Origin of the sequence: Streptomyces mirabilis, from assembly GCF_039503195.1 — a bacterium.
GTDB lineage: Bacteria > Actinomycetota > Actinomycetes > Streptomycetales > Streptomycetaceae > Streptomyces > Streptomyces mirabilis_D.
Genome location: NZ_JBCJKP010000001.1, coordinates 8,562,993 through 8,575,784, shown reverse-complemented (window position 1 = coordinate 8,575,784; position 12,792 = coordinate 8,562,993). Strand labels below are relative to the sequence as shown.

The window sequence follows — 12,792 nt, the reverse complement described above, 5'->3', positions numbered from 1 at the left end:
TCAGACGGGAGGCGCCATCGAGCCTTGTTCCGACAGGGCGGAACTCACGCACCCCTCAGAGGAACGCACCGCCAAGGCTAGATTTCCATTGACTGAGTTCACATCATCACTGCAAGATGACTCTTGCGTCACCAGTTCGACCCACACCCAGGGAAAGGCACACGCGCCATGCGTATGGAAGTGCTGCACGTCTCGCCCGAGTTGGCTGCGAATTGGCTCACTCGAAACATCAACAATCGCCCCCTCAGCAAGAACACCGTGCAGCAACTGGCCGACCAGATCGAGCGCGGAGAATGGCAGTTGACGCACCAGGGCATCGCGTTCGACGAGGACGATCTACTCATCGACGGTCAGCACCGGCTGGCGGCGATCGTCAGAGCCGGGCTCACAGTGCCGCTGACCGTCACACACGGCGTGCCCCGCACCGCCTTCACCGTGATGGACACGGGTCGCAAGCGCACCGGCCGGGACGCCCTCGCACTCGCGGGCGAGGCCAACGCAACGCATCTGGCTGCAGCCCTGCGCGGGCTCCACCTGTACCTGCACGCACCGAACTCCGCATGGAGCGGGAGCTCATCCATCACCAGCAACGATCAGCTCCTGGTCATCCTGGAGAAGCACCCCGGCATTCGCGACGCCCTCTTTCACGGCATCACACTCAACCGCGCATGCCGTATCACTGTCACGGCGGCGACCATCGGCTGGTATGTCACCACAGAGGCCCGGCCCGACATCGACCAGTCCTCCTGGAAGGACGGAGTCATCACCGGCGCCCGACTGGAATCGGGCGATCCTCGCCTCACCCTGCGGAACACCATGCTCAGCCTGGCCTCGGGCAGGACCCACCGCCGCCGCGACGACTCACGCGAGCACCTGCTCTACTACCTCAAGTCATGGAACGCCTGGGTCGAGGGCCGCACGATCAAGCTTCTACGCCGGTCCCCCAACGAGACGATGCCCAGGATTTCCCACCAGTCGGTCACCGCACTTGGGGACAGGAACGCATAACGGGCGACCTCGCGACCCGCAGAGCAGGAGGCCAGGCCAGGCCAGGCCTGACCGCATTGGCTTTCTCAGGATGCCGGAATCCTGCCATCGTTGACTGAGTTCACGCTAGATTCAGGTAACCGCTGTCCCCCAGCACGCACCGTCGGACATGGGCCAGACCTGTGCACCCGACAGGGAAAGGAAGCGCATGCGCGCTCAGGAGATCACCTTCCTCAAGCTCGTCCAGGGGGACAAGCAGTTCCAAGTACCCCTCTATCAGCGGACGTACAGCTGGGGCCGGGAACAGCTGAAGCGCCTCTGGGAGGACGTCGGCGAGCTCGTCGATCAGCACCTGTCCGGAGAATCCACGGCGCCCCACTTCCTCGGCTCAGTGGTACTGGCTCCGGGCCAGATTCAAGCCGGCGGCGTACAGAGATGGCTGGTCGTGGACGGTCAACAACGCCTGACCACACTGATGCTGGCCTTCAATGCCCTGCGTGATCACCTCAAGGAGAGCGGTGACTCGCGAGCCGCCGACAGGGTGCACCGGCAGGTTCTTGTCAACGAGTTCCACGAGGGTTTCGATCACTACCGGTTGCTACCCACCCAGGCCGACCGAGAGGCGTACACCGCGTGTGTCCAGTCCCGGGCCGAGGCCGGCGGGGGCGACAACATCGGCGCGGCCTACCGCTTCTTCCGCGGTGCACTCGCCGAGGGACAGGAAACGGATGCACAGCGATGGGTGGAGACCGTCGAGACCGTCCTCAAGGACCTGCTCTCGATCGTGGAGATCACCGCCGAGCCGGGCGACAACGTGTACCGCATCTTCGAATCGATCAACAACACGGGTGTCGGGCTCAGTCAGAGTGACCTGCTGCGCAACTACGTGTTCATGCTCCTTCCCAAGCGCGGTGAGCGGGTCTACCAAGAACTGTGGTTGCCCATGCAGCAGACCCTCGGACCGAAGAATCTCGAACTCCTCGTCTGGCTGGACCTGGTCGTGCGCGGCCACCACAAGACGAAGCAGAGCGAGATCTATCGGGAACAGCAGAAACGGCTCCAACCGCTTACGGGCGACGAGGATGCCCTCCAGCGGGAGGTCGCCCAACTCGCCGAGCGCGGGCGACGGTTCCTCCGGATCGTCGAACCCGCCCGCGAGCCCTCAGCAGCTCTCCGTACGGTGTTGGAACGCCTCGCGGCCTGGGGCGGTCAGACCCACTACCCTCTGGCACTCCATCTGCTGGACCTCGTCGAGGCGGGCAGCACGACTCCCGAAGACGCGGCGGAAGCCCTGCTCTATGTCGAGTCGTATCTGGTGAGGCGCCTCATCTGCCAGACACCGACGACCAATCTCAACCGAATCTTCATGGAAGCCCCGAAGGAGCTGGAGACCGACCGACCGGCAGCCGAAGCCGTGCGGCGATTCCTTTCGGGCCGACGTCGTCGGTGGCCGAGCGACGAGGAGCTGCGCCAGGCGATCCGCAGCAAGCCCTTCTACTGGAGCGGCCGCCCCACACAGCGCGGCTACATTCTGCGTCGTCTCGAAGAGAGCTACCGCTCCACCGAGCCCGTCGACTTCGACAAGGCGTCCCTCAGCGTGGAGCACGTCCTCCCCCAGCGCCCGGCTCAGGCCTGGTTCGACCTTCTCGCCGACGAGACTGAGGAGAACCAGTCGCCGCAGGAGCTGCACGACCTGCTCGTACACACGCTCGGCAACTTGACACTGACCGGCGACAATTCCAAGTTGTCCAACCATCCCTTCCAACGCAAGCAGCAGATCCTCGAGTCGAGCGCTCTGCGCATGAATCTGGAGATCGCCTCCTCGGACCGCTGGGGCAAGGCGGAGATCATGGACCGCGCCGACCGACTCTCCGCGCGCGCGACGGAGTTGTGGCCGGGACCGATCGGCGGAGTGCAGCCCGCGGGTGAGGAGTGGCCCGGCTGGGCGGAGTTGCGGGCAGCCCTGGTCGCGATGCCGAGCGGCACGTGGACAACGTACGGCGATGTCGCCGAACTCATCGGCAGCCATCCTGTACCCGTCGGCGCATATCTGGGCTCCAACCCGACTGTGATCGGCGCGTATCGCGTGCTCACCTCCGAGGGCAAGGTCTCTGGTGCCTTCCGCTGGGAGGAGGGCAGCGACAGGCAGCCGCCGCACGAGCTGCTGAAGGGCGAGGGGCTGAGGTTCGATCCCTCCGGCAGGGCTCATCGTTCGCAACGCCTCACGGCCGCGGAACTGGCCACGCTGCTGGGCAAGGACGTGTCCCCACCGGTCTCGCGCGACCCGCTGCCCGACAGTGAGAATCCTGAAGCGGCCGAGCGGTTCCGCAACCAGCTTCAAGAGCACTACCCGGAAGCATCCTCGGGGGTTCAGTCGGCCCTCGACTTCTGGCGTGGACAAGGCGGTTACCTCAACTACGGGCAGTACGAGGAGACCAGCTGCTTCCCCATGCTCGACGCCGGGACGAGCCAACTGCCCCACCTGATGTGGCCGGTCGCGATCTATCCGGTGAGCGGGACGGTCGAGGTCGTCTTCCAGTACCTCAAGGACCGCAGCCCCTTCGACGACACCGAGCAGCGCCGCGAGCTGCTGCACCGGCTCAACAAGATCGACGGCATCGAGCTGCCGGAGGCAAAGCTGGAGCTGCGTCCTTCGTTCCCGGTGAGTGTCCTCGCGGAGCACAGTGACGAGTTCTGCGAGGTGCTGGACTGGTTCGTGGGGGTGGCGGCGCTGGATCTGGCGCGGCGGGGCTGACGGTCATTTCGTTGATGCGGCCCGGGACGCCGTCAGCACGAGCCTTGGCGGCAGCGGGCGGGGCGGGTTCGCGTAGGCGGCGTGCGCGCGTTCCTGCTCCTGGCGCCAGATCTTCAGCGGTGCCTCGTCGGTCTGCGGGACAGCCAGGCCCGCGGCTTTGAGGATGTCGCGGAAGAAGGGCACGGGACCGTCCTTCTTCCCGACAACGACGGCGGAAAGCATGAGCGCGTCAGTGCCCGTTCTTGCGATGACAGACGGAGGCGGTTGGGCGGCGAGCGGCGGCCGATGCGGTGGCGGACCGTGTGGCGGCTGACGCGATTGGGACGCCGGGGACACTGATCACCGGCCCGAGAAACCGGTGACGCGAACGTCATCAGCATGCGATCCACGCACTGAGTTCACAAGAAATCTTCACAGAGATCGATGATCTGACTGTCCATGGGCTCGCAGGACGCATAAGCTCGCGTCGCACAAGTCGACAGCCGGGGAGGGGACCGCGATGCGGAAGGACACTGTCGAGTACGAGCAGGCGTTGGACGCCGTGGTCGAGATCCTGCGGGCTCACGCGCGCCGAGGTGCGACGCCTGTCCAGTACGGCCGGCTGAGCGACGAGTTGCAACGCCTTGGTCATGCTGTCCCGCCCCATGAGGGCGCGATGCCGTACCTCTTGGAGGACGCGTCCGCTGCGGGAAGCCCGGACGGATCGCTGCCTCTGCTGTCGGCTCTCGTGGTGCTGAAGGAGAGCGGTCGGCCGTCGACGGGCTTCTTCCGGCTGGCCCGCCGAGCCCCGTATCACCGCCCCGGCGATGACACAGAGCTGTGGGTCAGCGAGCTGAGGGATCTGGCGAGGCAATACGCCGACCGTTAACGCCTCCTGGCTCGGCACACCTGAGCCGGCTCGACCCCGTGCGGCTTCGCCACCGCGCGCCGACCTGTTCGGTCCCGGTCGGCTCAGCTGCGGCTCGGTGCGGCACCCGCTGTTCGCCTTGGCTGATGTATGCCAAGACGCCGGAAAGCCCCTGCCTCCTGACCACCCGTCACACCCCGGCCTGCCTGGGCCACCTCTCAGTTCAAGGAAGTGTTCGTGAGCGCAATCGGCTCCGGCGGAAGAGTCCAGTCGGCTCGTCCCGGCGACCCCTCCCACATAGGCCCCTACCGCATCGTCGGCCGTCTCGGCGCGGGCGGTATGGGCACCGTCCATGCCGGCGTCACCTCCGACGGAATGCGCGTGGCGGTCAAGGTGATCCATCCCGAGCAGGCTCAGGACCCGGAGTTCAGGGCTCGCTTCCGGCGCGAGGTGGAACTGTCCTCCCGCGTCACCGGACCGCACCTGATCCCGCTGCTCGCCGCCGATCCGGACGCGCAGACCCCGTGGCTGGCCACCGCCTATGTTCCCGGACCGACGCTGAACCAGCACGTACTTGCTCATGGGCCGCTCGCGGAAGGAAGCCTGTACGCCTTCGCGACCGCCACCGCACAGGCGCTGGCCGCCATTCACGCCGTGGGAGTGGTGCACCGTGATGTGAAACCGCAGAACGTCCTGCTCACGCCCGCCGGCCCCCGTGTGCTGGACTTCGGCATCGCGCACGCCGCCGACGGCACCAGCGTCACCCGTACCGGGGTCATGACCGGCACCCCCGGCTGGATCAGCCCCGAGCAGTACCGTCAGGGCACCGCGGGTCCGGCGGGTGACGTGTTCGCGTGGGGCGCGCTCGTGGCCTACGCGGCCACCGGACGGCTGCCCTTCGGGGCCGGCGCGCCCGATGTGGTGGCCTTCCGCGTGATGTCGAGCGAGGCCGACCTGGACGGCGTCCCCGCACCACTGCGCCGGACCGTGGAGAAGGCGTTGGTCCAGGAACCGGGTGACCGCCCGTCGGCCGCCGATGCCGCCCATGAGTGTGCGGTGCTGCTGGCCTCGCAGGTCACTCAGGTGGCGAGCGCCGATGCGGTGCCGGCGACGGCCGTGGACATGATCACGGCCATCTGGGAGGTGCCGACCGCGGAGGACCCCGCCTGGCAGTTGCCCTCGGACCGGAGCCGTTCGAAGAAGAAACGACTCGCCGGTGCCGTCGTCCTCGCGGCAGGGGTCATCGGCGGCCTGGCCGGAGGAGTGGCGGCGCTGCTGCCCGGCGACACCGGGGGCGCCCGTCACGCACCCTCGTCCGCGGCCTCGGCGTCACCGCTGACCTCGACCGGATCCGGGCAGCCTTCAGCGAGCACCGCGAAGGGGGACGAGGCGGCGAAGCAGCAGGCCGCGAGCGGCAGCTCGGCGAGTGTGGCGAGCTGGAACCAGGCACGAACGGCACAGGGCGCGGGCGAGCACGACGTCGCGCGCGCGGTCCTGCACGACGAGGGTGTGGAGGCCCAGGACCTCAGCGACGGCGCCGATTTCACCCCGGAAACCGTGCGGTTCCACGAGTCGCGCCGGGAGGTCTACCTTTCGTACCGGCTGACCTCCGACGAGCAGGGGGCGATGTATGCGGAGACGGAGATCGCCAAGTTGATGTGTCTGACGCTGCGTGACCTGGTTCTCCGCCTGCACCCGGACCTGCCGTACCGCACGTACGTCATGGTGAAGGAGGAGCAGGGCCAGGAACCCCAGGTGACGTGGCAGGACGATTTCGTCACCAACTCCCAGTGCCAGTCGGCCGCCGACAACGGCACCGGGCAGGACACGGACGGTGCGCAAGACTGGCAGCCGGACGAGAACGGCCTCGGTCAGGCGATGATCCCGAGTACCGACAGCGCGGAGATCCGGGTCGCGGACGGGGCCGCCAGGAAGATCGTCGCGGGAACCAACGGGATGCGTCAGACACTCGGCACCGATCGTGTGCTCGGCAACGGTCAGATCAAGGTTGGGTTCGACCCCGACAACGCGGTGATGTACGTCTGGTCGGACTACGTGCAGTGGAATGAGAAGCAGGTCGACTCCTGGGCGGGCATGGCCGCCGGTGAGGCGTGCCGGGCTCTCGTGAGGGAATGGGAGAGTGCGGGAAGCTCCTGGCCGTACTCTCGCTATGCCGTGGCGGAGATCGGCGGATCCCACTACATGATGATCCGTTGGGGTGCGGCCACCACGCAGGCCGACTGCCCGGCCTGAGTGACAGATCCGGACCGTGGCCGAGGTTGACCCTCGACCTTGTCGAGGGCTGAGAGTTCCGGGTGTGGAGAACGAGATGCGCAGCATTGGGGAGATGGCCCGGGACGGCGGACTGAGCGTGAGCGCGCTGCGGTTCTACGACCGTGCCGGTGTGCTGGTCCCCGCCTGGGTCGACCCGATCAGCGGCTACCGCTGGTACGAGCCCGAGCAGTTGGAGGAGGCCCGGTTGCTGGCCCGACTGCGCCGGGCCGGCATGCCGTTGGCGGACATCCGACTCGTCCTGGCCGCCTGGTCCGGCGCGGACACGGACCTGGTGCGGGGTCTCCTTCAGGCGCACCTGCGCCGTCTCGAACTGGGGCTGTCCGACGCCCGCGGCGAGTTCTCCACGCTCCGAGCTCTACTCGACCACAGGGAGAACCCCATGACTTCGCTCAACACCGCCACAGCCCGCCTGTCCGTCCCCGCACCGGAACTCGCCGCCGCGCTCGACGCGGTCCGTTTCGCGGCCGGTACCGACCCGGAGCTGCCGATGCTCAACGGGATCCTGTTCGACATCGAGGGCGAAGGACTCCATCTCGTGACCACCGACCGCTACCGGATGGCCGTCGCGCAGGCACGCACGACCGGGCACGGCGGGCTTCGCACGCAGGTCGTCGTGCCTCTTCCGCTCGCCGACGCGATGCGGGCGCTGCTGACCGGCGAGGAACCTGTCCAGCTCACGGTGGACGGTGACCGCGTCACCCTGGAGACCGGGGATCGTCAGACGGCCGGCCAGAACCTCGGCCACGAGTTCCCCGACTACCGTCGCCTCGTCCACCTCCCGGCCGGTCGCCGGGCCCACGTCGACACGGCGACCTTCCGGAAGGCGCTGGAGACCGGTCCGGTCCGCCCGAGCGAGACCCGCAAGCAGGATGGCGAAGCCTTCGACCTCAGTGTGCTCAGGGTGACGGAGAAGGGGACGGTAATCGTGTGCGACGACGGTGACGACGACCCGCACGACGTCGCCGTCAACCGCGCCTTCCTGCTGGACGCGCTGACCGCAGCGGCCAGGGACGAACTGGTCCTGGAGCTCGGGGCTCCTACGGCACCGCTCGCGATCCGCCGCCCCGACGACACGGACACCTTCTCCATCCTGATGCCGGTCCGCCTGGAGGACTGAGACCGACCGGCTGGGATGGGACGAGGCGATGGCCACGCGGTTCGCGTGGCCATCGGCAGCGGGTCACCAGCCGGGGTAGCGGTCCCGCCAGTTCGGATCCCAGCCCCAGGTGTACTCGGTGTCGCTGGGGCGGTCGGCGAGTTGGACTACGAGGTCGCGGGCCAGCGTGTCGAGGACCCAGGCCAGTTCGTGACGGCTGACCAAGCCGACGGGCAGGGCCTCGGCACCATGGGCCGCTCCGAGCAGCGCACCGGCCACACAGGCGACCGAGTCACCGTCCGGTGCCCCGGCTGCGAAACTCAGCGCGTCGGCAACCTGGTCCCGTTCGGGGAAGGAGGCAGCGACATACACGCCGCCGAGCAGGGCCGACGGCGCGATGGCGTCCGGCGCCAGCTTCGCGAGCCGCTCGGCGTCGGCCGGGTGAGCGACGGCCATCTCAAGTGCTTGGCCGAGCCGGTCGAGTTCTTCAGGAGCGGAAGCCCGGTCGATACCACGAAGGGCACGAAGGCCTTCCTGCAGCGCTTGCTGTACTTGTGTCCGACCGCCGGACGAAGCCTTTGCCTCGGTCAGGTCGGTCAGGCAGTGCTGGGCCAATACCACCGCCTGGGCGGTCGCGGTGTGCGCGGCGGGGTCGCCGTGGGTGAGGGATGCGATCTCACGGGCCGTGTCGACTGCCGGCTCGGAGCCGTAGGCGGCACCGAGCACGGCGACCGGAAGGGTACGGGTGAGCGCGTGGCAGCCGCGGCTGGTCGTCGGCGTCTCCACCTGGCCATGCACGCTCCTGGCGAGCGCGGTCACGGTCGCCGGCGCCGAACCACGCCGTTCGGCCAGGACGGGCACCTGGGCGAGCCAGCCGTCGGGCCACACTTCCCCGTCCGATCCCCAGCGGTGGGCCTTGAGACCTTGCATGGCGGCCCACCGGCAGTAGGCGTGCCACACCCCTCCTGACGGGGCGTAGGGAAGACTCCTGTGGTCCCCGCGAACCCACGCGCGGACGATGCCCTCGGTGGTGAAGCAGGCCAGCTGGGTGCTGACCCCGGCCCGCAACGGACCGTCGGCCGGCAGCTTGCCCTCGGCGCGGCCGAGCGTGTCGCCGATGGCCAGGCCGAGCAGCAGCCCGCGTACCCGGGACACCGCGTGCTTCTCCTTCAGGAACTCCCGCGGTGTCCGGGCCGCATCCGGCTCGTCAGGCTCCACGGAGAACAGCGAATCCTGTTCCGCGGAGGTGCCGTCGCGCGGGCCCCCGGTCTTGTCGTCCGCCGTCCCCGTGCCCGTGCCCGTGCCCGCCGAGACGTCGTGCGCCTGGTTTTTCCGCGAAACGGCTCTGGCCGTCTTCCCTCCAGGGGCCGGCGGGGTGGCCAGCTCGTACACCGCGTCGTGCAGTTCAGGGTGCTCCGACAGATGCCAGCCGTTCACCAGCGCGGTACGCAGGTCCTTCAGTGCGGTCCTGGGGTCGGTGCCGACGGCCAGGTGGCTGTAGACGGCGGCGACGGCCGGGGTGCGGCTCTGCCCGGCGTAGCAGTGGAGCAGGACCCGCTTGCCTTCCTGGCGCAGTCGCAGCACTTCACGTGCGGCCTGGTCCAGCACGTAGTGGAGGTTGGCGTTGTCTCCTTGGCTGTCCACCAGCCAGACGCGGACGTGCTCGACGTCGGTACCGGGCAGGACCGGTCCCATGCCCATACGGCACAGTGACACCACGGCATCGACATCGACCGGCTCGACGCCCTGGGCTGTGGTCAGGTTGCCCAGTACCACCCCGGGGTCGTGCGGGTGGGGTATGGCGAAGCCGGGGTGGGAGGACGGCAGCTGCGGCGTCGAGGGCCAGCCGCCGGCGTCGTCGCTGCCGTCGCGGGCGGTGAGCAATGCCAGCCGGACCAGATCGGCCCCGTTCAGATCCGGCCAGCCGTTGACGGCCCGCTGCCACTCCAGCGGGACACCGGAACTGCCCCAGCGCGCGCCGAGCAGGGCACCGGCGATCGCCGCGACGGTGTCGGTATCCGTTCCGGCACGTACCGCCGCCTCCAGGGCCAACTGAAGGTGCTGGGCGGGGAAGCTGCCCTCGGCGGGACTCAACTCCGGCACGGCGGTACGGGTGATCGCCGACCAGGCAGCCTGGAGTGCGTGGACGACCCAGCCGTTGTTGGTGAAGTGGCGCGGTGGGTGGGCCTCGGCCTCGTCCAGCCGCTCTGCCCACGTGTCCCGGCGTTCGGCGGGCAGGAAGTTCAGGCCGGCACGTACGCCGTCGAAGGTCCCGTCCAGTACGGCGGTACGAATGCCGGAGCACCACAACACGCATGCGTCGGCGCAGTCAGGGTCCGGGTGGGTGAGCGCGCTGACGGCGATGGCGGCCTCGGCCATCGCGGCGGGGTCACCGAGGTGGGCGAGGGCGACGATCCCGGTACGCATCAGGGAGCCGTTCCCCGCGCTGCGCGCGTTGCCGGCGGTGTACTCGCGGGCCGCCTCCCGCATCGCCGTGCCCGCCGACCCGGGTGCGCGGGCGGCGATGCTCAGGATCAGGCTGGTCTGGTTGCCGACATCGCTGGCGCCTTCGCCGAGCCAGCCCTGGAAGTTGGCGGCGATCGCGTCCAGGGCCTCCGGGTCGCGCAGATCCGTTCCGGTCGCCGCCACCTGGGCGATGCAGACCTGCATCTGGGTGTCGTCGGAGTACTCACCGGGCTCGTACGGCCCCAGGCCGCCGCCGATCATCATCGGCTGCTGGTCCTCGCTCAGCGTCGCCTTGAACTCGTACGGCACGCCCAGCGCGTCACCCACCGCCGCGCCGAGAAGCACTCCGGCGGCCCGATCGGCAGCCCGCGCGTCCAGCTTGGGGTTGGGTGCGGGAATGCGTGCCATGCGGACTCCAGATGGTGCGATGGCCCGCGTAGACCGGGCCCGGCGGGTGGCGTGAGGCGGTGCGGAGTGGTCGGTCGTCCTGATCGGAACGATCAGAAGGGCACTGGTCACAGCAAGATGCCCGTGGAGGACATCTCCGGTGTGACGACTACGTCAGCCTCGCACGACGATCCACTTATCGTCAATGGGACGCTTATTGATGCTCGACGCTTGCTGTTGTCGTAGCCGCGGTCGAGCCGAATCGACCGGTTCGAGCCCCAGGAGCGGCGTGGGCGGACAGCGCAGATCACGTCGCCCTTCGCTTCGGCTGGGAGCGGTCCAGCCCGGGCAGCGGCCGAGCACCCTTCAAACGGCCCTTGCCTCCTTCCGACTTGGCCTGGGTCTTGCCTCCCGCCCCGGTACCCGAGGCGGCCTTCGCCTTGCTTCCCGCCTTGGCCGTCGCCTGAGCCCTCTCCTGCCGTGTCTTGCCGGCTTGCGCCCTGGGGCTGGGCTTGTGCGTTCTCAACCACTGGCGAGTGGCCTCCATCTCCTCGCGCAGCTCAGCTCGGTACCGCTCCGGTATCCGGGCCAGCACGGCTTCCGCCCGGCGGAGGAATCCCTCGGCCCGTCGGGGAGTGTCCAGTCGCCGGACGGCGCGGAGCGCGGCCGCGATCTCGGCGCTCGCCTCTCTCGGCTTGCTCTGCCTGCCGACTTGACGGGCAGGTCCGTCCACGCGCCGGGCGACGACTTGGCGCCGTTCGACCTCATGCATCGCCAACTTCCCATCGGCGTTGATCAGGAGCCTCAGGGGAGCCGTGCGGGGAGGCACGCCATGGACGGCGAAGGCGCGTTCCGTCTCACGCTGACACCATCGCTTGAGGACCGCAGTCGTCGCGGGAACGCCGTAACGGAGCGCGGCGATGACTTCCGAGACATAAGGCGGTGGGTCGCCGTCCTCGGTCCGCAACAGGGCCGACAGCAGAGGGCTCCCTGCGTCGGCACGGCGGCGCTCCACATCGATCAGCAACCCGGCACGCTCAGCTGCGGGAACTCTCAGCATGTCGACGCCGGCTGTGCGGGTCAGTGTCTGCCAGGTCGGCCGACTGCGGTTGCGCGCCGCGCTCACCAGCGCTTCCCTGAGCACGAGCACCAGCTCTCCGCGGGAGCGCGGCCCCTGGACGCCGGCCGGATTCGACTCCTCCTGGACCACTGCACGGGAAGCGCTGCGCAAACGACGCGGCACGGCCCCCGGGACGCGCAGACCGTCGGGCGTCATGGCGCAGGCGGCCAGCGGTACCCACTCGGTGCTGTGCCGGGTGCCTTCCGCCCGGAGACTGATGTGCCGAGTCGCGCCCTGCGTCTCGAAGCGGAACCGCAGCAGGTATCCGATCTCCTCGCACAGCTCCTCCATCGTCTCGGAGTGGGCCGAGCCGGGGCCGAAGACCCAGTCGAGGGTGGACGTTTCCCGGCTCAAGCGCGCACGGGCCTCTCTCCACTCGGTGTGCGGCAGCCTGCTGAACTGGAAGCGCACATGCTGTTTCGCCTGCCCGGTCCGGTAGTCGACGGCATCGCCAGGACCAGAACCGAGGTTGCGCGAAGTGGCCTGCCCCTTCTCCTTGCGCCCGCCGGCCCACGCGGCCAGGTCGTCCTTGATGAAGAGGTGATCGGCACTGTTCGCCCCGGTGGCGGTGCGGTGGCAGGAGGTGTGCGGGTGGTGGGCGAAGTGGCACACCTTGTCACGGTAGAGACGGTCGGAGAGTTCATGGCCACAACCGCCGAGTTGGGTACCACACCAGTACGTGTAGTTGGGGTGACGCCGTCGCCAGCGGGCGAGTTCGTCCGCGCCCGTGGGCAGGATGATCGCCCGGCCGGAATTCCTGCCCCCGATCACAGCTGTCTGTACGAGCCTGCTGTCTGAACCGGTCACGCCTGTCCCCTGGAGCATGCCCCCGCCCCCTT

General features: G+C 68.6%; 8 protein-coding genes. 5 read left to right on the top strand and 3 right to left on the bottom strand.

Going from position 1 to position 12,792, the window contains the following annotated elements:
- Positions 1 to 123 precede the first annotated feature (123 nt).
- On the top strand, positions 124 to 1,008 hold the full coding sequence (locus tag AAFF41_RS38725; protein WP_343325448.1) for a hypothetical protein: 885 nt from the start codon (positions 124 to 126) through the stop codon (positions 1,006 to 1,008).
- Positions 1,009 to 1,195: 187 nt separating this feature from the next.
- Positions 1,196 to 3,742, top strand: a complete 2,547-nt coding sequence (locus AAFF41_RS38720; RefSeq protein ID WP_343325447.1) for a GmrSD restriction endonuclease domain-containing protein — start codon at positions 1,196 to 1,198, stop codon at positions 3,740 to 3,742.
- Positions 3,743 to 3,745: 3 nt separating this feature from the next.
- On the opposite strand, the gene AAFF41_RS38715 is transcribed toward AAFF41_RS38720, so the two are convergent.
- Positions 3,746 to 3,964: a hypothetical protein gene (locus AAFF41_RS38715; protein WP_343325446.1), complete on the bottom strand. Its 219-nt coding sequence runs from the start codon at positions 3,962 to 3,964 to the stop codon at positions 3,746 to 3,748.
- Between the two features lie 277 nt (positions 3,965 to 4,241).
- Between AAFF41_RS38715 and AAFF41_RS38710 the strand changes: the two genes are divergently transcribed.
- The 3 genes from AAFF41_RS38710 (at position 4,242) to AAFF41_RS38700 (ending at position 8,001) form a co-directional block, all read left to right on the top strand.
- Positions 4,242 to 4,610, top strand: coding sequence for a hypothetical protein (locus AAFF41_RS38710; RefSeq protein WP_343325445.1), 369 nt, complete (start codon positions 4,242 to 4,244; stop codon positions 4,608 to 4,610).
- 216 nt (positions 4,611 to 4,826) lie between these two features.
- On the top strand, positions 4,827 to 6,842 hold the full coding sequence (locus tag AAFF41_RS38705) for a serine/threonine-protein kinase (RefSeq protein ID WP_343325444.1): 2,016 nt from the start codon (positions 4,827 to 4,829) through the stop codon (positions 6,840 to 6,842).
- A 76-nt stretch (positions 6,843 to 6,918) separates the two neighbouring features.
- Positions 6,919 to 8,001, top strand: a complete 1,083-nt coding sequence (locus AAFF41_RS38700; protein ID WP_343325443.1) for a DNA polymerase III subunit beta family protein — start codon at positions 6,919 to 6,921, stop codon at positions 7,999 to 8,001.
- Between the two features lie 63 nt (positions 8,002 to 8,064).
- On the opposite strand, the gene AAFF41_RS38695 is transcribed toward AAFF41_RS38700, so the two are convergent.
- Together AAFF41_RS38695 and AAFF41_RS38690 are read right to left on the bottom strand one after the other, a co-directional pair.
- Complete coding sequence (locus AAFF41_RS38695; RefSeq protein WP_343325442.1) at positions 8,065 to 10,854, bottom strand: ADP-ribosylglycohydrolase family protein; 2,790 nt, start codon at positions 10,852 to 10,854, stop codon at positions 8,065 to 8,067.
- Positions 10,855 to 11,140: 286 nt separating this feature from the next.
- A complete protein-coding gene (locus tag AAFF41_RS38690; protein ID WP_343325441.1) occupies positions 11,141 to 12,760 on the bottom strand; it encodes a hypothetical protein in 1,620 nt (539 codons plus the stop codon).
- Positions 12,761 to 12,792 lie beyond the last annotated feature (32 nt).